18 protein-coding genes are annotated in these 20,985 nt (G+C 65.4%); 12 read left to right on the top strand and 6 right to left on the bottom strand.

The genetic code is table 11. From position 1 onward, the window contains the following. Positions 1-7: 7 nt before the first annotated feature. Complete coding sequence (gene purN, locus AC4GYS_RS10680; RefSeq protein WP_491109058.1) at positions 8-964, bottom strand: phosphoribosylglycinamide formyltransferase; 957 nt, start codon at positions 962-964, stop codon at positions 8-10. Then, positions 957-2,042 carry a phosphoribosylformylglycinamidine cyclo-ligase gene (gene purM, locus AC4GYS_RS10675; RefSeq protein WP_491109057.1) on the bottom strand — a complete coding sequence of 362 codons (1,086 nt, stop codon included), beginning with the start codon at positions 2,040-2,042 and terminating at the stop codon, positions 957-959. Before purM ends, purN begins: the two co-directional genes overlap by 8 nt. A 63-nt stretch (positions 2,043-2,105) precedes the next feature. Here purM and AC4GYS_RS10670 point away from each other — a divergent pair, with 63 nt between their 5' ends. The 4 genes from AC4GYS_RS10670 to AC4GYS_RS10655 are packed head-to-tail and all read left to right on the top strand — an operon-like array spanning position 2,106 to position 7,614. After that, complete coding sequence (locus tag AC4GYS_RS10670; protein ID WP_491109055.1) at positions 2,106-3,377, top strand: heavy-metal-associated domain-containing protein; 1,272 nt, start codon at positions 2,106-2,108, stop codon at positions 3,375-3,377. Then, a complete protein-coding gene (locus AC4GYS_RS10665) occupies positions 3,377-3,997 on the top strand; it encodes an HdaA/DnaA family protein (RefSeq protein WP_491109054.1) in 621 nt (206 codons plus the stop codon). The genes AC4GYS_RS10670 and AC4GYS_RS10665 overlap by 1 nt, the downstream gene beginning before the upstream one ends. Positions 3,998-4,018: 21 nt before the next feature. After that, positions 4,019-6,151 carry an RNA degradosome polyphosphate kinase gene (locus tag AC4GYS_RS10660; RefSeq protein ID WP_491109408.1) on the top strand — a complete coding sequence of 711 codons (2,133 nt, stop codon included), beginning with the start codon at positions 4,019-4,021 and terminating at the stop codon, positions 6,149-6,151. Continuing rightward, positions 6,151-7,614 (top strand): Ppx/GppA phosphatase family protein, encoded by a 1,464-nt coding sequence (locus AC4GYS_RS10655; RefSeq protein WP_491109053.1) that lies wholly within the window; start codon positions 6,151-6,153, stop codon positions 7,612-7,614. Before AC4GYS_RS10660 ends, AC4GYS_RS10655 begins: the two co-directional genes overlap by 1 nt. Positions 7,615-7,617: 3 nt before the next feature. Here the strand turns inward: AC4GYS_RS10655 and AC4GYS_RS10650 are convergent, their stop codons facing one another. Together AC4GYS_RS10650 and rnd are read right to left on the bottom strand one after the other, a co-directional pair. Next, positions 7,618-7,908, bottom strand: coding sequence for an I78 family peptidase inhibitor (locus AC4GYS_RS10650; protein ID WP_491109052.1), 291 nt, complete (start codon positions 7,906-7,908; stop codon positions 7,618-7,620). Beyond that, entirely contained in the window at positions 7,901-9,085 is a 1,185-nt protein-coding gene (rnd, locus tag AC4GYS_RS10645) for a ribonuclease D (protein WP_491109051.1), read from the bottom strand. Before rnd ends, AC4GYS_RS10650 begins: the two co-directional genes overlap by 8 nt. A 98-nt stretch (positions 9,086-9,183) precedes the next feature. Here rnd and aspS point away from each other — a divergent pair, with 98 nt between their 5' ends. Both aspS and AC4GYS_RS10635 read left to right on the top strand, forming a co-directional pair. Continuing rightward, positions 9,184-10,974 (top strand): aspartate--tRNA ligase, encoded by a 1,791-nt coding sequence (aspS, locus tag AC4GYS_RS10640; RefSeq protein ID WP_491109407.1) that lies wholly within the window; start codon positions 9,184-9,186, stop codon positions 10,972-10,974. 7 nt (positions 10,975-10,981) lie between these two features. Then, positions 10,982-11,602, top strand: coding sequence for a hypothetical protein (locus AC4GYS_RS10635; protein ID WP_491109050.1), 621 nt, complete (start codon positions 10,982-10,984; stop codon positions 11,600-11,602). On the opposite strand, the gene greB is transcribed toward AC4GYS_RS10635, so the two are convergent. Then, positions 11,590-12,066 carry a transcription elongation factor GreB gene (gene greB, locus AC4GYS_RS10630; RefSeq protein ID WP_491109049.1) on the bottom strand — a complete coding sequence of 159 codons (477 nt, stop codon included), beginning with the start codon at positions 12,064-12,066 and terminating at the stop codon, positions 11,590-11,592. The genes AC4GYS_RS10635 and greB overlap by 13 nt on opposite strands. Before the next feature lie 10 nt (positions 12,067-12,076). Beyond that, the gene (locus tag AC4GYS_RS10625; RefSeq protein ID WP_491109048.1) at positions 12,077-14,041 is read right to left on the bottom strand and encodes a lytic transglycosylase domain-containing protein; all 1,965 of its coding nucleotides are present in this window, start codon (positions 14,039-14,041) and stop codon (positions 12,077-12,079) included. A gap of 97 nt (positions 14,042-14,138) precedes the next feature. On the opposite strand from AC4GYS_RS10625, the gene dapA reads away from it, so the two are divergent. The 6 genes from dapA to AC4GYS_RS10595 are packed head-to-tail and all read left to right on the top strand — an operon-like array spanning position 14,139 to position 20,962. Beyond that, positions 14,139-15,017, top strand: a complete 879-nt coding sequence (gene dapA / locus AC4GYS_RS10620; protein WP_491109406.1) for a 4-hydroxy-tetrahydrodipicolinate synthase — start codon at positions 14,139-14,141, stop codon at positions 15,015-15,017. A 40-nt stretch (positions 15,018-15,057) separates the two neighbouring features. After that, on the top strand, positions 15,058-15,540 hold the full coding sequence (gene smpB / locus AC4GYS_RS10615; RefSeq protein ID WP_491109047.1) for an SsrA-binding protein SmpB: 483 nt from the start codon (positions 15,058-15,060) through the stop codon (positions 15,538-15,540). Beyond that, positions 15,533-16,099, top strand: a complete 567-nt coding sequence (locus AC4GYS_RS10610; protein ID WP_491109046.1) for a DUF2062 domain-containing protein — start codon at positions 15,533-15,535, stop codon at positions 16,097-16,099. Before smpB ends, AC4GYS_RS10610 begins: the two co-directional genes overlap by 8 nt. Before the next feature lie 24 nt (positions 16,100-16,123). Continuing rightward, complete coding sequence (locus AC4GYS_RS10605) at positions 16,124-18,190, top strand: M13 family metallopeptidase (RefSeq protein WP_491109045.1); 2,067 nt, start codon at positions 16,124-16,126, stop codon at positions 18,188-18,190. A gap of 4 nt (positions 18,191-18,194) precedes the next feature. Next, the gene (locus AC4GYS_RS10600) at positions 18,195-20,570 is read left to right on the top strand and encodes a hybrid sensor histidine kinase/response regulator (RefSeq protein ID WP_491109044.1); all 2,376 of its coding nucleotides are present in this window, start codon (positions 18,195-18,197) and stop codon (positions 20,568-20,570) included. Between the two features lie 38 nt (positions 20,571-20,608). Further along, positions 20,609-20,962 carry a response regulator gene (locus AC4GYS_RS10595; RefSeq protein ID WP_491109043.1) on the top strand — a complete coding sequence of 118 codons (354 nt, stop codon included), beginning with the start codon at positions 20,609-20,611 and terminating at the stop codon, positions 20,960-20,962. Positions 20,963-20,985: the final 23 nt, after the last annotated feature.

Genomic DNA, 20,985 nt, shown 5'->3' with positions numbered 1-20,985 from the left:
AGCCTGACTAAAAAAGATCGGCGGTGCGCATCAGCTTCGTCAGTCTTGTCGGCGCGCAGGACCGCCAGCTGCGTTCCAGCCAATTGGCCACCTGGTCCCAGTCCACGTCGCGGCGATTCAGCTTGAGCCCCAACCAGCCGCTCGCGCCGTAATATTTGGGCCAGTAGTAAAGGTCCGGCTGCGCTTCGATCAGCCCGGCCATCTCGTCAGGACCGCTGGCTTTGACCAGTAGGCCGACCGCGTCTTCGCCGTGGTGACGATCGGCGATGATGGCGAACAGCTTGCCATTCTTCTCACCGCCGACCGCCCAGCCGGGTGAACCGTGGCTGGTCTTGCGCGTGACTTCCGGCAGCCGGCCGGCGAGCGCGTCGACCTGGCGCTCGATCCAGCCGGCGTCGAATGGGCGTGCTGCGAAGTCGGCAAGGACGCGGGGATAAAGCTGGTGCTCCGCGATCCTCACCCGCTCGGCCAGCGTTTCGGGCGTGTCTCCGGGCATGATCGCGACAGCAACCTGCCCAAGGACTTCGCCGGCGTCCACTTCGGGGGTCACGAGGTGAACGGAGGCGCCACCATGGGTGTCGCCGGCGTCAATCGCTCGGGCATGCGTATGGAGGCCGCGATACTTGGGCAGGAGCGAGGGATGAATGTTGAGAAGCTTTCCTTCCCACGCGCCGACAAACCGGGCGGGAAGAATGCGCATGAAGCCGGCGAGGGCGACAAGATCGGGCTGGGCATCGCGCAAGGTGCTGTCCAGCCGCTCGAAGAAATCTGTCTTGTTGAACGGCAAGCGAACGACCGAGACGCCTTCGGCCTCGGCCAGCGCGAGGCCGGGCGCGTCCGGCGTGTCTCCGCTGACCAGGACGATCTCGTAGGGGCAGTTGGCCGCCCGTGCGGCATAGATGAGGGCGGCCATATTGCTGCCGGTCCCGGACACGAGGACGGCGACGCGCGCCTTGTCACCCATGATGGTGCGTGGCGCTCCAGCAGCCTTGAGCGCTCCACGTCTCATCGGAGCCGCGCACGGTGCAGCCGCGGATGCCTGCCTCGATGCGACCGATCTGGTGAATCGTCTCGCCCGAAGCCTGCAGGTTGGCTGCGACCTCTTGCGCCGTCTCGGCAGCGACAATCGCGACCATTCCGATGCCGCAGTTGAACGTCCGCGCGAGTTCTTCCGGCTCGATGCCACCGCCAGCCTGAAGCCAGGCGAAGAGGCGAGGAAGGTCCCAGCTGTCGGCATCGACCACTGCGTGCGCGCCGTTGGGCAACACGCGCGGAATATTCTCCAGCAGACCGCCACCTGTAATGTGCGCAAGACCCTTGATCCGCCCGGCGCGAATCTCGGGAAGAAGCGACTTCACGTAGATCCGCGTGGGCTCCAGCAGCGCATCGCCGAGCAATCGTTCCGGATAGAACCGAGCGGGGCGATCGAGCTTCCAGTCCCGATCGGCGACGATGCGGCGGACGAGGCTGAAACCATTGCTGTGCACGCCGGAACTGGCGAGCCCAAGGATAAGGTCGCCCGGCGCGATGGTCTCTCCGGTCAGGGACTGCCCGCGCTCGACCGCGCCGACGCAAAAGCCCGCGAGATCGTAGTCGCCGGGGGCGTACATACCCGGCATCTCGGCCGTTTCGCCGCCGATCAGTGCGCAGCCGGCTTGGCGGCACCCCTCGGCGATCGACGCCACGACCTCTTCCGCTACCGCGTTGTCGAGCTTCCCGGTGGCGAAATAGTCGAGGAAGAATAACGGCTCTGCGCCCTGAACAACCAGATCGTTGGCGCACATGGCGACCAGGTCAATGCCGGCACCCCCGTGCTTGCCCGTATCGATCGCGAGTTTCAGCTTGGTGCCCACACCGTCGTTAGCCGCGACCAGCAGCGGGTCGGAGTAGCCGGCCGCCCTGAGGTCGAAAAAGCCGCCGAAGCCGCCCAACTCCGCGTCCGCGCCCGGCCGGCGGGTGGATTTGGCGAGCGGTCCGATTGCCTTCACCAAGGCGTTGCCGGCGGCGATGTTCACCCCGGCCTGTTCATATGTCAGCCCCATGGATTGATGCCGTAGCCGAGAAGGCGCTTGGAAATCCACGCCGTTGTCGCCAGAAGGCGGCTCATGCTGCCCAACCGGACGGTCCGTTTCCTTGGCTTCGCGCTCCTCCTCTCCGCCATCGGTGGCGGTGCGGTGTGGGCCCAGCTCGAATCCGGGGATCGCGGAATCCTGCCTCTCGACAGTTCCAACACGCTGGAAGTCGGCGGGATCAAGGTCGACGTCGGCGGCAAGACCGCGGACGAGGCGCGCTATGCCGGGTGGCGCATTGCCCAGCGCGAAGGCTTCAGGAAACTTTGGGCTCAGACCAATCGACGCCCGATCAGCGAAGCGCCGAACCTGCCGGATTCGACGCTGGACGGGCTGGTCAGCTCGATCATCGTCGAACAGGAGCAGATCGGGCCCACCCGCTACATCGCCAGCCTTGGCGTGCTGTTCGACCGCGCGCGGGCAGGGGAGCTGCTGGGCGTGGCGGGCCGGATCCGGCGCTCGGCCCCGATGCTGCTGATCCCGGTGACGGTCAGCGGCGGCACGATGACCAGCGTCGAGACCCGCAATGCATGGCAGCGCGCCTGGGCCGAATTCCGCACCTCGCAAAGCCCGATCGATTATGTCCGCGTCTCCGGCATGGGCATCGACCCGCTGCTGATCAACGCCGCGCAGACCAGGCGCCCGGGGCGGGGCTGGTGGCGCAACATCATCGATCTCTACGGCGCCGCCGACGTGCTGGTGGCCGAAGTGCAGGTTCGGCGCATCTATCCCGGCGGCCCCGCTGCCGCGACGTTTGTCGGTTACTTCGGCGCCGACCGGAAGCCGCTCGGCACCTTCACCTTGACCGCGCAGAACAGTGCCGAACTGCAGGGGATGATGAATGAGGGCGCGCAGCGAATGGATGCGCTGTTCGCCCGATATCAGGCGGCGGGCCTGCTGCAACCCGATCGCAGCCTGATCGTATTCGAACCGCCGCCCGTGGTGGAAGAGGAAACGCCAAACGAGCAGGAGCGCCAGACGGAGGCGCCGATCCGCACCATCCAGATCGTGGTGACAAGTCCCTACTCGCCAGTGGGCTGGCTCCGCTCGATCCCCGGCGTGACCGGGGTGCAGGAATTCGGCCGCGCCGTGCTGGCGGTGACTTATCGGGGCACACAGGGGCAGCTCGCGGCCGCACTCAATGCGCGCGGCTGGACCACGGACGTGGCGGAGGGCGGCGTGTTCCGGATCACCGGCTACCGTGCCGCGCCGACTCCCGCGCCCGCGCCTCAGCCGGCGCCTGCTCCACCGCAGCCCGCGCCGCCGCCGGCTCAACCGCAGCCGCAGCCGCAGGGCCAGAGCGACTGATGCGGCCGCCGGACCAGATCGCGCTTCCGCTCGACTGGCCGCAAGGGGGCGACGAAAGCCGGTTCATCCTGGGAGCGGCCAATAGCGAGGCATGGGAGCATTTTCGCCGCTGGAGCATGTGGCCGGTCAAGGCTACGATCCTGACCGGCCCCCGGCGGTCCGGCCGCTCGCTGCTTGCCCGCGGGTTCGTCGCCCGAGTCGGCGGGCGCCTGTTTGACGATGCCCAGTCACACGATGAAGAGGCGCTGTTCCACGCGTGGAACGCGGCGCAAGAAAGCGGCCGCCCGTTGGTGATCGTCGCGGATGAGGCGCCCCCGGCGTGGCAGCCGACACTGCCGGACCTCCGCACCCGGCTGGCGGTCACCCCTGTGGCGCGGATCTTTCCACCCGATGACCAGCTGTTCGCGGCGATCCTGCGGCGGCTATTTGCTGACCGGGGACTGCATCTTCCGGATGAGGCGATGCGTTATGTCGTGGCGCGGGTCACGCGCGACTACTGGACGGCGGAGCGGATCGTCGAAGCGATCGACCGTTTTGCCATTGCCGAACGGGCGCGTCTGACCCTGCCGACCGTCAAGCGGGCGCTGGTCGCGGGCGGCCTGATCGATGGAGGAAGTTGAGCCGTGAATGCGCCGGTTGACATCAAGGCGTCACGGGGCGGCCCCAAGCCCGGCACCGTGTCACCCTATTTTAATCGGGAACTCAGCTGGCTGGCCTTCAACCGGCGCGTGCTGGAGGAGGCAGCGAACCTCGCCCACCCCCTGCTGGAACGGCTCCGCTTCCTGTCCATCAGCGGATCCAACCTTGATGAATTCTTCATGGTCCGGGTGGCCGGCCTCAAGGAACAGCAGCTGGAAGGCGTGGACGAGCCGTCCAAGGATGGGCTCACGCCCGGCCAGCAGCTGACCCTGATCAGCGGGGAAGCCGACCGGTTGGTCAGTGAGCAGCAGGCCGCATGGAGTGAGCTGTCTGCACTGCTGGCCGCGGAAGGGCTGGCAGTGATCACTCCGGCCGACCTTGAGGATGCGGAGCGGGCGTGGCTTCGTGACTGGTTTGCCCAGCAGATCCTGCCGGTGCTGACGCCGCTGGCAATCGATCCGTCGCATCCCTTTCCGTTCATTCCCAACGGTGGCTTCAGCCTGATTTTCGCAATGGTCGACCCGTCCGACGGGGAGCTGGTCAACGAAGTCGTGATGATCCCGGCCTCCATCCCGCGCTTCGTCCGCCTGCCCGGCGACAAGGCCCGGTTCGTTGCAATCGATGCGGTGGTCGCAGCGCACCTCGACCTGCTGTTCCCGGGCTTCGAGCTGCTGGGCGCGGGTGCCTTCCGAGTGCTGCGGGACAGCGATATCGAGATCGAGGAAGACGCCGAGGACCTTGTCCGTCACTTTCGCTCCGCATTGAAGGAGCGTCGGCGCGGCCGGGTAATCCGGCTGGAATTCAGTGCCGACGCGCCCGCCGAGCTGGAACTGCTGGTGCGCATGGGCCTCAAGGCGGAACATGCGATCATCGCGGAAAGCGGCGGCTTCATCGGCATCGCGGACCTGGGTCAGCTGGTCGAGGAGGAGCGACCGGACCTCAAATTCACGCCCTACCAGCCCCGCTTCCCCGAACGGATCGTCGAATATGGCGGTGATTGCTTTGCCGCGATCCGCGCCAAGGACATCGTCATCCATCACCCGTTCGAAAGTTTCGACGTGGTGGTCGCCTTTCTGCGGCAGGCGGCGAGCGATCCGGACGTCGTCGCGATCAAGCAAACGCTTTACCGCGCCGGCAAACAGTCGGCGATCATCGATGCTTTGGTGGCAGCGGCGGAAGCTGGAAAGTCGGTCACCGCGGTGGTCGAACTGAAGGCTCGCTTCGACGAGGAGCAGAACTTGCTGTGGGCTTCGCGCCTCGAGCGAGCGGGCGTGCAGGTCGTGTATGGCTTCGTCGAATGGAAGACCCACGCCAAGGTGTCGATGGTAGTCCGGCGCGAGGGCGAGATCTTTCGCACCTACTGCCATTTCGGTACCGGCAACTACCACCCGACCACGACCAAGGTGTACACCGACCTCAGCTTCTTCACCGCCTCGCGACGGGCGGCGCGGGATGCGGCCAAACTGTTCAATTATGTGTCCGGCTACGTACCGCCCAAGGGGCTGGAACTGATCACCATGAGCCCGCTCGCGCTGCGGCAGAAGCTGCTGAGCCTGATCGACAGCGAGATTGCGAACGCCAAGGCGGGCAAACCAGCGGCGATCTGGGCCAAGATGAATAGCGTGGTCGACGGCCAGGTCATCGACAAGCTGTACGAGGCCAGTTCGGCCGGGGTGTCGATCGACCTCGTCATCCGGGGAGTCTGCTGTCTTCGCCCGGGTGTGCCAGGCCTGTCCGAGAACATCCGGGTAAAGAGCATCGTCGGCCGCTTCCTGGAGCATAGCCGGATCTGGGCGTTCGCCAACGGCGCCAAGATGCCGCACCGCAAGGCGAAGGTCTTCATTTCCTCCGCCGACTGGATGCCGCGCAACCTGGATCGCCGAGTGGAGGTGGCCGTGCCGCTGGAAAATGCCACGGTGCACGCGCAGGTGCTGGACCAGATCATGGTCGCCAACCTCATCGATAATCAGCAAAGCTGGGTCCTCGACGGGGACGGGCGTTACACCCGGGTGGTTCCCGGCAAGAAGAGCTTCAACCTGCACCGCTATTTCATGACCAACCCCTCTCTCTCCGGCAGGGGCCAGGCGCTGGGCGGCAAGGCGGTGCCCAAGCTGCGCCTGGACCAGGGCGGTTGATGACCTCGTCCCGGCCGTTCGGCCCCGTCGGCATCATCGACATCGGCTCAAACTCGGTCCGCTTCGTCGCCTATGGCGGATCGGAGCGAGTGCCGAGCACACTTTTCAACGAAAAGGTGATGGCCGGCCTTGGCCGCGAACTCGACGAGAGCGGCAAGATGTCCGACAAGTCGATGAACGCGGCGCTGGAGGCGCTGGCCCGCTTCAGGCTTCTGGCCAGGGAAATGAAGCTCAAGAAGCTTCACGCCGTTGCAACCGCCGCCGTGCGGGACGCGTCCAACGGACCTGATTTCCTCAAGCGGGCGGAAAAAGCCGGGATCAAGCCCGAGCTGATCAGCGGCGAAGAGGAGGCGAGGATTTCGGCCCTGGGCGTAATCTCCGCCATTCCGCAAGCGCATGGCCTGGTTGCGGATCTGGGTGGCGGCAGCCTGGAACTGACCCCCGTGAGCGACGGAGTTCCGGCACGCGGCGTTTCCCTCCCGCTTGGCGTCTTGCGACTTGGTGACAAGGCCAGTGCCCGTGCAATCAGCGAAGCGCTTCGCAAGGGCATCCCGCCCGAAATCCGTCGCGCCGCGCGCGAGGGTAGCCTGTATCTCGTGGGAGGCTCATTCCGGGCCTTTGTACAACTCGATCAGCATCTTACGGGGCACCCGCTGCCGATCATCCACCAGCACCAGCTCGAACCGGAGCGGGTGCGCGAATTGCGGCAACTTGTCCGAAGCAGCAGCGTGGACGAGTTGCGTGACCGGATGGGGTTCCAATCCTCGCGCCTGCAGACCTTGCCGGCCGCGGCGGCCGTTCTCGATGCGCTGTGCCGAGTGCTCCAGCCGGGGCGGATCGTCGCGAGCGCCTTTGGGCTGCGCGAGGGCATCTTGTTCGACAATTTGTCGCCGGAGATGAAGGCGGAAGACCCGCTGATGGCGGCTGCGCTGGAGGTCGGCGAGCGGCTTGGCAGGTTCGGCGACCATGGGCATCTGCTCGACCGCTGGATCGCGCCGCTCTTCCCCGACGACAGCCGCGAGGATGCCCGGCTACGGCTTGCGTCCTGTCTGTTGGCCGACGTCGCCTGGAACGCTCACCCGGACTTTCGCGCCGAATGGGCCGTCGACATGGGCGTGCATGGCAATTGGGTCGGGATCGACGCGGAGGGCCGGGCGATCCTGGGTCGCGCACTGTGCAGCGCGTTCGGCGGCGACGGCGCCTATGATCCCAATGTGGGCACGCTGGTCGAGGAACGGGTGCTGGAGCACGCTGACCGCTGGGGCCGCGCCATCCGTCTCGCGCAGCGGCTCAGCGGCGGAACGGCAAGCCTGTTGAAGCGCACTGCCTTGTCGGTCGACGGCGAACGGCTGCTATTGTCGTTCAAGGCAAGCGATCGCGCGCTTTACTCTGATACGGTGCGCAAGCGCTTCCGTCAGCTTGCCGCCGCCCTCGGCCTTGAGCCGGTTCTCGCCAATTCCTGACGCTTAGCCGCAGCGGGCGCGCTCGACCCGGTTGTTCGCATCCAGGCTGACGCGGAGCCGGTCGGAGCGGAACTCCATCGTCACCATCATTCCCTGCGGAATCCATTGCAGCGTCCGAGCTCCGGAGACCCGCAGCATTTCCGCGCCGAGCTCAGCCGTCGCGGGCTGACCGGTGAAGCGCTCCAAGCCTTCGTTGCGGCACTCCCCGACACCGACCCGCGCGACGGGTTCGTCGCCCGGCATCGCGGCACAGGCGGCAAGGGGAATCAGCGTCAAGCCGATCAATTTACGCATCCACAGGTTCCTTTGCCGTCCGGGTCATCTTGAGCTTGCCGTTCTCCGTCGCGAACGCGAGCCGGCCTTCGACCAGATCCAGTGCGTCATGTCCGAATTGGTCGAACCGCCAACCGGACAGGATCGCCAGCCCGTCGCGAACGCCCGCCGCCAGCATCTCCAGCTCGTCTGAACGAGCGATGAGCTTGGGCGCGACGCCGACCTCCTTGGCCCGGATCTTGAGCAGCAGCTTGAGGAGATCGCTGACCAGCGCGGCATCCTTGGTCAGGCCGGGCCGGCGCGGTTCCCGGTCCGGCAGATCGGCGCCGCCCAATGGCTCCGCCTCGGCCAGCGCGGTCATCAGCCTGGCCCCGATGTCGTTGTTTCGCCAGCCTGCCGACAGGCCGCGAACGCGACCAAGATCGTCCTGCGACTTGGGCGGATGAGCCGCCAACTCGTTAAGAGTGTCGTCCTTGATGATCCGGCCGCGCGGCAGGTTTTTTCCCCGGGCTTCGGTCTCGCGCCACGCGGCCAGCGCCTTCAGCCGGCCCAAGACCGCCGGATTGCGCGACGGCAGCTTCAGCCGCTTCCACGCGTCCTCGGCCGCAAAAGCGAAGGAAGAGGGGTCCGCCAGCCGCTCCATTTCCTCGTCGAGCCAGTCGCCCCGACGCTGACGGCGCAGCTTTTCCACCATGCGGGGGAAAATCGTCGCCAGATGGGTGACATCCCCGATCGCGTAATCGATCTGACGCTTGTCGAGCGGGCGGCGGCTCCAGTCGGTGAAGCGAGCGCCCTTGTCGAGACTGTGGCCAAGCATGGATTCGATCAGATTGGAATATCCGACCTGCTCGCCGAACCCCAGCGCCATTGCCGCTATCTGGGTGTCGAACAGCGGGTGGGGCACCTTGCCCGTCATGTTGTGCACGATTTCGAGGTCCTGCCCGCCGGCGTGGAAGACCTTGAGCACCTCCTCGTTGGCTACCAACAGGTCCCACAGCGGCGTCAGGTCCAGCCCTTCCGCCTTGGGATCGATGGCGGCGGCCTCGTCCGGCGAGGCGATCTGCAGCAGGCACAGGTCGGGCCAGTAGGTATTCTCGCGCATGAACTCGGTATCGACCGCGACGAATGGGTGTTGGGCGAGGCGGCTCACCAGCGCGGCCAGACTGGCGCTGTCGGTAATCAGCGGATGAATATGCATGTTGCCGTAGCCCTTAGCGCCGGGCGCGCGGGTTGACAAAGCGGGAGGGGGAGGGGAAGCGCGCCGCGTTCCTCCTTACCCAATCGGACAAGCGAAACATGCACGCCTATCGCACCCACAACTGCGCCCAGCTTCGCGGCGAAAATGTCGGCGAGACCGTCCGGCTGTCGGGCTGGATCCACCGCAAGCGCGATCATGGCGGGGTGCTTTTCGTCGACCTGCGCGACCATTACGGCCTTACCCAGATCGTGGCCGACACGGACAGTCCGGCGCTGCCGATCCTTGATCGCCTGCGGGTCGAATCGGTCGTGACGATCGACGGTACCGTGAAGGCCCGCGCCGAGGGCACGACCAACGCCAACCTGCCCACCGGTGAGATTGAGGTCTTCGCGCGCGGAGTGACGGTGCAGAGCCAGGCGTCCGAACTGCCGATGCCGGTGGCGGGCGAGCAGGAGTATCCCGAGGATATCCGGCTGAAATACCGTTATCTCGATTTGCGCCGCGAAAAGGTGCACGCGAACATGATGCTTCGTTCGGAGGTCATTGCCTCCGTACGGCGGCGCATGATCGAGCAGGGCTTCACCGAGTTCCAGACGCCGATCCTGACCGCCTCGTCACCGGAAGGCGCGCGCGATTATCTGGTGCCCAGCCGGGTGCACCCGGGCAAGTTCTACGCGCTGCCGCAGGCGCCGCAGATGTTCAAGCAGCTGCTGATGGTGGCCGGGTTCGACCGCTATTTCCAGATTGCGCCTTGCTTCCGCGACGAGGATGCGCGTGCGGATCGCTCGCCGGGCGAGTTCTACCAGCTCGACTTCGAGATGAGCTTCGTCACCCAGGACGACGTGTTCAACGCGATCGAGCCGGTCCTTGCCGGCCTGTTCCGCCAATTCGCCAAGGGGCGTTCGGTGACCGAAGGCGCCTTCCCGCGCATCCCCTACAAGGAGGCGATGCTCAAGTACGGGAATGACAAGCCGGACCTGCGCAATCCGCTGATCATCGCCGATGTTGGCGACCACTTCCGCGGCTCGGGCTTCGGCCTGTTCGCCGGCTTGGTGGAAAAGGGCGCCGTCGTGCGCGCCATCCCGGCGCCGAACACGGCCGACAGGAGCCGCAAATTCTTCGACGACATGAACGACTGGGCTCGCAGCGAAGGCTTCGCGGGCCTGGGTTACGCCACCCGTAAGGGCGGTGAGTGGGGCGGCCCCATCGCCAAGAATCACGGAACGGACGGCATGGACAAGCTTGCTGCCGACCTCGGCCTCGGACCGGACGACGGCATCTTCTTCGCCGCCGGCAAGGAAGCTGAAGCCGCCAAGCTTGCCGGCCTGGCCCGGACGCGCGTCGGCCATAGCCTTGGCCTCATTGACGAGAACAGGTTCGAGTTCTGTTGGATCGTCGACTTTCCGATGTTCGAATATGACGAGGACGCGAAGAAGATCGACTTCAGCCACAACCCCTTCTCCATGCCGCAGGGCGAGTTGGAGGCGCTGGAGACCCAGGATCCGCTCGACATCCTAGCGTGGCAGTATGACATCGTCTGCAACGGCGTGGAGCTTTCCTCCGGCGCGATCCGGAACCACCGGCCGGACATCATGTATAAGGCCTTCGAGATCGCCGGCTATACGCAGGAAGAAGTCGACACCAACTTCTCCGGCATGATTAATGCCTTCAAGTTCGGCGCTCCGCCCCACGGCGGTTCGGCGCCGGGCATCGACCGGATCGTCATGCTGCTTGCCGGCGAACCCAACATCCGCGAGGTCGTGGTCTTCCCGATGAACCAGAAGGCCGAGGATCTGATGATGAACGCCCCGGCTCCTGTCACCGCCAGGCAGCTCAAGGAGCTTTCGATCAAGGTGACGGGGGAGGCGGCCGCGCAGCCGGTCGGCTGACCGTCCGGTGTCCGACTGGTACCGCAACACCGACTGGAACAACGACGTCGCAGCAGCCTTCGAAGCCAAGCTCTGTCGGGCGAAGGCACAGAAGGCACAATATCTCCGCATCCAAGGTTCACTGCTGAAGGACACGCACCCGGCCGTTGCGATCGACCTGCTCGGCCGGTGCGTCGAAATGGGTGACCCCATGTTCGTGGCGCACGCGCTGCTCGACATTGCCCATGCACGATATGTGTCGGGTGATGTCGATCAAGCGCTCGACACGCTCGAAATGTTGCTGGAGCAGCAGCGTCGAGAGCCCCGCTATCGCACCAGTGTGGAGTTCGATTACCCGTTTTTGGTCGCCATTCACGGCCTAACAGAGCGCTACGATCGGGCGCTGGGCGTCCTGAAGGGCCCGGGTGATGCGCTGTTCCCTGGAATGGAGTTCGAACAGGCTTCCGCCTGGGCAATCATCTCGCTGAAGCAAGGCGACCGTGTGCTTGCGGCTGAAGCAGCAAAGCTCGCCCTGCTAAGTTGCGAACAGGACGGATGGCTTCCCGGCTTCGCGGCGGTGGGAACGGTGCCAATGACCGAGCATCCGCTGTTCGAGCGACTTCGGGGCATTGCCGCTCAGGCCGGATAATCGATCGCCACCACCTCGTAGCTCTTCTCTCCACTCGGCAACCGCACGACCCGCTCGTCGCCGACTCTTGCCCCGACCAGAGCGCGAGCGATCGGTGAGTTCCAGCTGATCCGGCCGTTGGTGGCGTCCGCCTCGTCCTCGCCGACCAGCGTCAGGACGCGGCGGTTATCTCCGTCGTCGGCCAGCTCCACCGTTGCCCCGAAGCGGACCTCGTCCCGGCTATCCTGGCGGGCGGGATCCACCACCCTTGCGGTCTTCATCACCTTGGATAGGTAGCCCAGCCGCCGATCGATCTCGCGCAGTCGCTTGCGACCGTAGATGTAGTCGCCGTTCTCTGAACGATCTCCGTTTCCGGCCGCCCAGCTGATCACCTCGACCAGTTTCGGCCGTTCCTCGCCGAACAGTTTTTCATATTCGGCCCGGATGCCCGCAAAGCCCGCCGGCGTGATGAAGCGGTCGGCCATGCCCCGGCCCCTAGCCGAGGTTGTTCTTCCGAAGGAAGTAGCTGAGCTGCCGCGGCTGGCGCGACGCGGGCGGGTTCAGCCGGTCGTAGACCACCGTGTTTTCCAGCACGCGCTGGACATAGCCGCGGGTTTCAAGGAACGGGATATCCTCGATCCAGGCGACGATGTCCGCCCCTTGCCGCCGCGGATCGCCGTTGGCGTTGATCCACTTTCGCACATTGCCGGCACCCGCATTGTAGCTGGCGATGGCGAGGGGATAATTCCCGTCCCAGGTGTTAAGAAGCCGCCGGAAATAGGCCGAGCCAAGCATCACATTATACGCCGGGTCCGACGTCAACCGATTAAAATCATAGCCATAGCCCATCTTGCCCGACTGTTCCCGGGCAGTCCCCGGCATCAGCTGCATCAGGCCTCGGGCGCCGGCGTGGCTGACGGCGGAGCGGTCGAAGCTCGATTCCTGACGGGTGATTCCATGCGCCAGCGACCACAGGCTGGCATCGGCCAGCGGCGCGCCGATGACCGGGTAGGCCTGACGGACATAGAAGGCAGTGCCGTCGTTGCGGGCCGACCGCGCCGTCCAGACGGCAAGGTCCTGGCGCCCGATCTGGGCTGCGAGTTCGGTCGCCAGTTGCCGGTCGGCGTCGTTATGCACGGACTCGCTCAGGGCGCGGGCGAAGAGGGCGGCTTCCTGCCGATAGCCACCGGCGTTCAGTGCCTGCAGGGCCCGCACGAGGCGGCGGGTCTGGAACGCCTGTCGCTGCAACGGCGTGGGAATCACCGCTGATCCTTGCGGCGCCGGGACTGCACGACCCAGCCGCTCGAGGGCCAACTGGCCGTAGAACAGTTCGGGATAGATGGCGGCGCGCCCGAAATAGCCGGTCGCCTCGGCAAATCGGCCTGCCTGCGTCGCGGCGCGTCCCGCCCAGTAATTGCCCTTGGATGAGACTTGCAGTGAGCGGCCGCCACGGGCGTAACGGTCGAACATGGCCACGGCATCTCCGGGCCGGTTGAGGCCGCGCAGCGCGGTCGTGCCCGCCAGCCAGGTCAACGAGGTGTATTTGTCGCGGATGCCAAGCGGTTGAAGGCTCAGGTTCGCACCGGCCGGCAGCGCATCGTCGACCTGTCGCGCGATATTGTAAGCCAAGGTCAATTGACCATCGCGAGCCGCTCCCTGAGCCACGGACAGCAGCAATTCATACCATTTGTCGGCGTCGACCGGACGATGGACGAAGCCGTGCGGACGGGCGAGCAGCTGACGCGCGGCGGCATCCCAATTGGCCTCGCGCAGATAGCGGGCCCGATCCTGCATGAGGCCGGCGTCTTGCGTCACCTGGCCCATCACCCGGTTGTAGCGGGCTTCGACATCCGGCAGTCGAAGCTGCATCGCGACCCGGGCCTCGAACGCGGGGCGGCGCGCAGGGCTGGCGGACACCAGCATGCGCTGGGCATTCTGCGGGTCGCGGTCGATCAGCAGCCGATCGACCCGGCGGTCATGGTCGGCGCTTGTGAAGGTGGTGCCGAACCGTTGGAACAGGGCGTATTCATCGGTTGCGCTGAGATTCGGCGCGGCCCACGCCTCCCGAGCGGCGGCTATCGCTTCCGCCTGCCGTCCTTGCGCCAGCAGGCTTTCGGCAAGCCGCGCCCAGCCGGCGCCCGTGGTTGGCTTCTCGGTTGCGAAGAAGGCCGCCACGGTCGCCGGGTTCTCGCCGGCCCGCATTTGCCGTTCCGCGTTGCGGCGCATCGCGCTTTCGCCCGGCCAATCGGGGTTGGCGATGAGGAAGCGCGCATAGTCGGCAAAGCTGTATCCGTTGGACGCCCGCAGCCGGCGCCAGTCGGTGATCGCCCAGTTGACGTCACCCGCCGCGCCCGGCGCCGGCGTGTAGGCCAGGCGGGTCTGAACGGGTACCAGCTGGGTCGAGCTCGCCATCGCGGCCGATCCGAGCACCAGGGGGAGCAGAAAAGCCACGTTCCTCATGCTGGACATACTCCGCCACTCGTCCTTATCAGCTGATGAATAGCATTTAACTATCACCAATGCGCTTCGATTGAATCCCCTCGTGAAGGAAATGCCGATGTTTTCCGGGTCGATCCCCGCACTTGTGACACCGTTCACCGCAGGAAAGGTCGACGAGGGTGCATTTCGCGAATTCGTGGAGTGGCAGATCGCCGAGGGCACGGACGGCCTGGTGGCCTGCGGAACGACCGGGGAATCGGCGACCCTGAGCGATGAAGAACATCGCCGCCTGATCGCCTTCACCGTGGAGATTGCCGATGGCCGGGTCCCGGTGATCGCCGGCTGCGGTTCCAACGTCACCGATCATGCCGTCGCGCTGACCCGCGCCGCCAGGGACGCCGGCGCTGCCGCCGCGCTCCATGTTCCGCCCTACTATAATCGCCCGAACCAGGAGGGCATCTATCTCCACCTGTCGAAGGTGGCCGAAGTCGGCATACCGATCGTCCTTTATAATGTGCCGGCCCGAACCGTGACCGACATCGCGGTCGAGACGATGGGCCGGCTGGCCAAGCTGCCCAATGTCGTTGCGGTGAAGGATGCGACCGGAGCGATCGGCCGGGTATCCGCGCAGCGGGCAGCGTGCGGCGCTGACTTCGTCCAGTTGTCGGGCAACGACGACATGGCGCTGGCATTCAACGCCATGGGCGGGCGCGGCTGCATCAGCGTCACGGCCAATGTTGCGCCCCGGCTCTGTGCAGAGTTTCAGGAGGCTACGCTGGCCGGGAACTATGCCCGCGCGTTGGAACTCCAGGATCGGCTTTATCCGCTTCATACGGCACTATTCACCGACGCCTCGCCCGGGCCGGTCAAATACGCCCTCAGCCGGGTCCGCCCTGGCTTTCCGCAGGACCTTCGCGCTCCGATGACTCGCGCCGGCGACGCGAGCCGCCGGGAAGTGGATCAGGCGCTGGAGCATGCAGGGCTCCTAACGCACTAGTAAGTTCGGCGCGGCCCCTCTACTTGCCCATCGACACGTCATGGCCAAGCCACTTCCCGCACCATTCGACAAGCACAAGGTCGTCGCTGAGAACCGGCGCGCCCGCTTCGATTATTTTGTCGAGGACCGGTTCGAGGCGGGTATCGCGCTACAGGGCACCGAGGTGAAGTCACTGCGCATCGGCGAAGGGTCTATCGCGGAAAGCTATGCAACCGTGGAGGGAGACGAGATCTTCCTGATCAACTCGTCCATCCCGCAATATGGCGCTGGCAGCTGGATGAATCATGAGCCGCGGCGACGGCGCAAACTGCTCCTCAAAGCGCGGGAAATCGGGCGGCTGCAGGGCGCGATCACCCGGCAAGGGCTGACGGTGGTGCCGCTCAGCATCTACTTCAATTCGGCCGGCAAGGCGAAGGTCGAACTGGCACTTGCCCGCGGCAAGAAGGTCCATGACAAGCGCGCAACCATCAAGGAACGCGACTGGAAGCGTGAACAGGGGCGCTTGCTGCGCAACAATGGCTGATCGCTCGACCTGGTTCTCACGGCTCGCCGCCAGGGCCACCCCCTCTCGCGAGGAAGTGCTGGAAAGCCGCTGGCTGCGGCCGTTCGGGGAGCGGGTCCGTCATTCTGAGCTGTGGCGGTTCACTCGGCGCTCGGTCCCGCGCGGCGTCTTTGCCGGCCTGTTCATCGGCATCTTCCTCATGGTCCCGGGCCTGCAGATCGTCGGCGCCGCGCTGTTGTCGATCCCGCTCCGGGCCAACATCCCGATCGCGGCGGCCATGACGTTCCTATCGAATCCGGCGACCACGCCCTTTTTTCTGGTGGCCTCGATCTGGGTCGGCAATCGTCTGGGATTCCACGCCGACCTGGCAGCATTCGAAGCTCTCTACACCAGCGGCGCGTCCGTTAGCCGCTGGGTCTCCTGGCTACTGTCCGATGCGGCTCCCTCGATGATCTCCGGCCTGTTCATCATCGCGATCGTGAGTGCGTTGGTCGGCTATGGCGTGTCGATGGTCGTTTGGCGCTGGTGGGTCGGGGCCAAATGGCGCAGGCGCACGCGTCCGGAATTGTTCAAACATTAAGTCTCAATCTGGAGAGGTAACCTGATGAAGCGTATCGCTTTCCTGCTTTCGGCGAGCACCATCCTGGCCGGCTGCGCAACCACTCCGTCGGCAATCGAAACGGCGGCTCCGGTCGACACTGCGCCCGCGGTTGCCGAGGCGGCTCCGGCAAAGCCGGCACTCGGTACCTTCGGCTTCGACACGACCGGCATGGACACCTCTGTCCGGCCGGGCGACAATTTTTACACCTATTCCAACGGGACCTGGGCGAAGAACACGCCCATCCCGGCCGACAAGTCCAACTACGGAATGTTCGGCGCGCTTGACGACCTGTCGCGGGAACGGACGCGGACGCTGATCGAGGAAGCGTCCAAGGACCCGAACAGCCGCATCGGCGCGGCCTTCGCCAGCTTCATGGACGAAGCCGCGATCGAGACCAAGGGCCTCGCCCCGTTCCAGCCGTGGCTCGACCAGGTCAAAGGCGTCCCCGGCAAGGCCCAGCTCCCCGCGCTCTACGCCGAGGCCGCCAGGATGGGCGTTTCGACCCCGTTCGGCGCTTATGTCGGGCAGGACGACAAGAACCCCGACCAGTATATTCTGTCGATGTTCCAGGCGGGTATCGGCATGCCCGACCGCGACTATTACCTGTCCACCGACGCCAAGCTGGTCGAAACCCGGGCCAAATATCTGCAGCACCTCACCAACGTGCTGACGCTTGCGGGTGAGGGCAACGCCGCCGCGCGGGCCAGGGCCATCCTCAATTTCGAGACGGGAATTGCCCGCGCGCACTGGAACCGGGTCGACAGCCGGGATGCGGACAAGACCTACAATAAGATGACCGTGGCGGAGCTGGAGCGGCGCGCGCCCGGCTTCGATTTCAGCCAGATGATCGATGCCAGCGGCGCGCAGGGGGTGGATAGCCTGATCGTGGCTCAGCCGAGCGCTATCACGGGCATCGCCGCGGCGGTTCGCCAGGCGCCGCTTGGCGTACTGAAGGACCAGCTGCTGGTTCGCTCACTGATGGCGTATGCGCCCTACCTTCCCAAGAAGTTCGACCAGGAACAGTTCGCCTTCTACGGAACGGCGCTGTCGGGTACGCCGCAGCAGGAAGAGCGGTGGAAGCGCGGCGTCGACTTCACGGTTGGTGCGCTGCAGGACGATGTCAGCAAGCTCTATGTCGCCCGCTATTTCCCGCCGGAGACCAAGGCTGCCGCGGACGCCCTCGTGAAGAATGTGGTGGAAGCGATGGGCCGCCGCATCGATGGCCTGACCTGGATGGCGCCGGCCACCAAGCAGCGTGCGCGGGCCAAGCTCGCCAATTTCACGACCAAGATCGGCTATCCCGATCAGTGGCGGGACATGTCCGGCCTGGAAGTCAGCCGCAACGACCTCATCGGCAATGCCATGCGGTCCAATCGGTTCGATTATGCTTGGAACATCGGCAAGCTGGGCAAGCCGATCTACCGCTGGGAGTGGGGCATGACCCCGATGATGGTCAACGCTTATGCCAATTTCGGCATGCAGGAGATCGTGTTTCCGGCCGCCATCCTCCAGCCGCCGTTCTTCGACCCCAACGCCGATCCGGCCATCAACTATGGCGGAATCGGCGCGGTGATCGGGCATGAAATCAGCCATCATTTCGACGACCAGGGTTCGAAGTATGACGAGAACGGCCGGCTGAACGAATGGTGGACACCTGCCGACAAGGCGGCGTTCGAGGCTGCGACCAAGCAACTGGTGGCGCAGTATGACGCTTACCAGATCTTCCCGGGCGCCAATGTGAAGGGTGCCTTTACCCTGGGCGAAAACATCGGTGATCTGGCGGGGCTCACCATTGCCTACGACGCCTACAAGCATTCGCTTGGACAGCAGGACGCGCCGACCCTCGACGGCACCACCGGGGACCAGCGCTTCTACCTTGGCTGGGCGCAGGTATGGCGGCGCAACTACCGTGAGGCGAACCTGCGCCAGCGGTTGATCACCGACCCGCATTCCCCGTCCGAACAGCGGGTGTGGGTCGTCCGCAACCTCGACCCCTGGTACGGCGCTTACAACGTGCAGCCCAACGAAAAGCTCTATCTGGCGCCCACCGCCCGGGTGCGCGTATGGTAGGCTGATGCTCCATACCAGGCTCGCCGCGCTCGACGCTCAACCGCTCGGTCGTGGCGAGCCCTGGCTGGTTCCGGCCCTGCTCGCCGCTGCGTTGGCGAGCGGGGCCTTTCTATTCTGGATTGCCGGGCACCTGCTGGTCGGGAGCATGCTGGCGTTCAGCACTTTTGTGGCGGGCGCGGTGTCGTGGCTCGCCGCGCGCCGCTCGAATATCGTCGCGCCGCCTGCTCCGGCAGTTCCCGACTACGCGCTGGTCGCTTCCGCGCTTGCCATCTCCGCCGACGCTGCCGCACTGACCGACGGCGACGGTCGGCTGATCACCGCCAACGCTGCCTACCGGACCCGCTTCCCGGGTGCGCCCGCGCCGACCGACCTTGGCCTGGACGAGGACGCCGCTACGACCCTCGCGTCGGCCAGGACCATGGCCTGGCGTGACGGCGAGGGGTGCGTCAGCGGGATTATCACCGCAGCGGGCCCGGCAGCGGTGGAGGTTCAGCGGGTGGGCGCCCGGGGCGATCAGCTGTTATGGCGCTTTCCACGACCGCGCCGCGACCCCCTGGCCGTGCTGATCAAGCGGATCGACGGCCTGGAAGGCGAGATTCTGTCTCGCAACGGAATGCTGGCGGCAGTTACCGACAAGGACGGTGAACTCCTGGCGGCAAACCAACCGCTCCGCGATCGGGCCGGAATCGCGCCGGAAGAGCCGGCTCAGCTTTCCGAACTGCTCGTTTCGCTGGAAGATGGACGGGTGCGGCTTCTGAACGAGGGGGAGGCCGGAAGGCCGCTCCGCATTCTGCACGTTCCGGTGGATCCCGAGCGCCTGGGTGCGGCCGGCATCACCATCCTGTTCGACACGCCCGAAGCGGCGCGGCTGAATGACGGGGCGAACGTCCAGGCGCTGCTCGATATCTTGCCTGTCGGCCTGGCGCTGGTGGACCGCGACGGCCGCTTCCTCACGACCAACCAGGCCTTTCGGATTGCGGGCGGGATCGCCGAAGACGCGACCCCGGCGTACCCTGGGGACCTCGTCGTCAAGGAAGACAAGGGGGCGGTGGCCGACGCTGTACGCCGCAATACCCGTGGTCCGGCCATGTCGTCGGACCTTGCCGTTCGCCTGACCCACCAGCCGGGGGAGCCCGTCGCATTGACGATCGCCGGCCTTCGCGGCCTGGGCGATGCAGCCGTCCTCCTGCTGCTCAAGGACAATAGCGAGGAAGCCAAGCTGAAGCGGCAGATCGCACAGGCAACCAAGATGCAGGCGGTCGGTCAGCTCGCCGGCGGCGTGGCGCACGATTTCAACAACATCCTCACGGCCATCATCGGTCATTGCGACCTCATGCTGATGCGCCATACCCCGGGCGACAGCGATTACGACGATATCCAGCAGATCAAGTCCAACTCGAACCGCGCGGCTGGCCTGACCCGTCAGCTGCTCGCCTTTTCGCGCCAGCAGACGCTACGGCCGCAGGTTCTGCAACTGCCGGATGTCGTGTCGGAGGTGTCCCATCTGCTGAAGCGCTTGCTGGGCGAAACCGTGGTCCTGCAGCTGAAGCATGGGCGTGATCTTGGCTCGGTCCGCGCCGATCCCGGTCAGCTCGAACAGGTCATTGTCAACCTCGCCGTCAACGCCCGCGACGCGATGGCGGGGAAGGGCGGGGGGACGCTTACCATCCAGACCTATCCGGTGCGGGCCGACCAGGTGGCGGAGATCGGGTCGGAGATCCTGCCGGTCGCGGACTATTCGGCCCTGTCCATCTCCGACACCGGCTGCGGGATCGCGCCTAATGTGCTCGGCAAGGTGTTCGAGCCCTTTTTCACCACCAAGGAAGTCGGGAAGGGCACTGGCCTCGGCCTTTCCACGGTGTACGGCATCGTGAAGCAGTCCGGCGGCTACATCTTCGCCGACTCACGGGTCGGCGTCGGCACCACCTTCGTCATCTACCTTCCCGTGCACCGCGAGGACGCCGAGGTCAGCAAGGCTCCCAAGGCGCCCCCGCCCAAGAAGGAGGAATTGTGGGGCAGTGGCACCGTTCTGCTGGTCGAGGACGAGCCGATGGTCCGCACGGTCGCCGAGCGGGCGCTCACCCGGCAAGGCTACACGGTGTTGACTGCCAACAACGGCGAAGAAGCGCTGGAGATCATCAGTCGTGGCGATCCCATCGACCTGTTGATTTCCGATGTCGTCATGCCGGTCCTCGATGGGCCGACGATGGTCCGCGAAGCGCGCAAGATCAGGCCAGACGTGCCGGTGCTCTTCATGTCCGGCTATGCAGAGGAGCAGCTGCGGAAATCGATCGACATCGACCAGGTCGCCTTTCTCCCCAAGCCCTTCTCCGTTCAGGAACTGGCGCAAGCGGCCCGTAACATATTGTCTGCAAAATAGATTTGCGTGCGCAACGATCGCCGCTTATGCAGCGCCTCGTGAGTGAGGGGCGTAATATTCTCGTCGTTGAAGACGAGCCGCTGATCGCGATGATGCTCGAGGATTTCCTCGAGACGCTTGGGCATACCATTGCCGCAAGCTGCGATAACCTGTCCGATGCCATGCGCCATGCGGAGATGGACGGCTATGATGTCGCCATCCTCGACGTGAACCTGAAGGGCGAATCGGTTTGGCCCGTGGCTGAAAAGCTGCGCGAGCGCGGGGTTCCGTTCGTGATTGCCAGCGGGGGCCATGTGGAGCCGCCACCCTCCGAGTTCGCCTCCGTTCCATTGCTGGAAAAGCCATACACGATTGACCGGATCGCGCCGGCGCTCGCACAGGCCGCGGGCTAAGCAAGCTCTCGTTTTGCTGTCCT

Source organism: Sphingomonas sp. SP1 (assembly GCF_058313395.1).
This window is presented reverse-complemented; position numbering and strand designations above follow the sequence as displayed.

What these genes read in the sequence shown, in the direction of transcription:
- purN (WP_491109058.1), bottom strand. Translation starts at nt 964, where the DNA reads ATGGGTGACAAGGCGCGCGTCGCCGTCCTCGTGTCCGGGACCGGCAGC.
- rnd (WP_491109051.1), bottom strand. Translation starts at nt 9,085, where the DNA reads ATGCATATTCATCCGCTGATTACCGACAGCGCCAGTCTGGCCGCGCTG.
- smpB (WP_491109047.1), top strand. Translation starts at nt 15,058, where the DNA reads ATGGCCAAGCCACTTCCCGCACCATTCGACAAGCACAAGGTCGTCGCT.
- AC4GYS_RS10665 (WP_491109054.1), top strand. Translation starts at nt 3,377, where the DNA reads ATGCGGCCGCCGGACCAGATCGCGCTTCCGCTCGACTGGCCGCAAGGG.
- purM (WP_491109057.1), bottom strand. Translation starts at nt 2,042, where the DNA reads ATGGGGCTGACATATGAACAGGCCGGGGTGAACATCGCCGCCGGCAAC.
- AC4GYS_RS10605 (WP_491109045.1), top strand. Translation starts at nt 16,124, where the DNA reads ATGAAGCGTATCGCTTTCCTGCTTTCGGCGAGCACCATCCTGGCCGGC.
- greB (WP_491109049.1), bottom strand. Translation starts at nt 12,066, where the DNA reads ATGGCCGACCGCTTCATCACGCCGGCGGGCTTTGCGGGCATCCGGGCC.
- AC4GYS_RS10650 (WP_491109052.1), bottom strand. Translation starts at nt 7,908, where the DNA reads ATGCGTAAATTGATCGGCTTGACGCTGATTCCCCTTGCCGCCTGTGCC.
- dapA (WP_491109406.1), top strand. Translation starts at nt 14,139, where the DNA reads ATGTTTTCCGGGTCGATCCCCGCACTTGTGACACCGTTCACCGCAGGA.
- AC4GYS_RS10670 (WP_491109055.1), top strand. Translation starts at nt 2,106, where the DNA reads ATGCTGCCCAACCGGACGGTCCGTTTCCTTGGCTTCGCGCTCCTCCTC.
- aspS (WP_491109407.1), top strand. Translation starts at nt 9,184, where the DNA reads ATGCACGCCTATCGCACCCACAACTGCGCCCAGCTTCGCGGCGAAAAT.
- AC4GYS_RS10655 (WP_491109053.1), top strand. Translation starts at nt 6,151, where the DNA reads ATGACCTCGTCCCGGCCGTTCGGCCCCGTCGGCATCATCGACATCGGC.
- AC4GYS_RS10625 (WP_491109048.1), bottom strand. Translation starts at nt 14,041, where the DNA reads ATGAGGAACGTGGCTTTTCTGCTCCCCCTGGTGCTCGGATCGGCCGCG.
- AC4GYS_RS10600 (WP_491109044.1), top strand. Translation starts at nt 18,195, where the DNA reads ATGCTCCATACCAGGCTCGCCGCGCTCGACGCTCAACCGCTCGGTCGT.
- AC4GYS_RS10610 (WP_491109046.1), top strand. Translation starts at nt 15,533, where the DNA reads ATGGCTGATCGCTCGACCTGGTTCTCACGGCTCGCCGCCAGGGCCACC.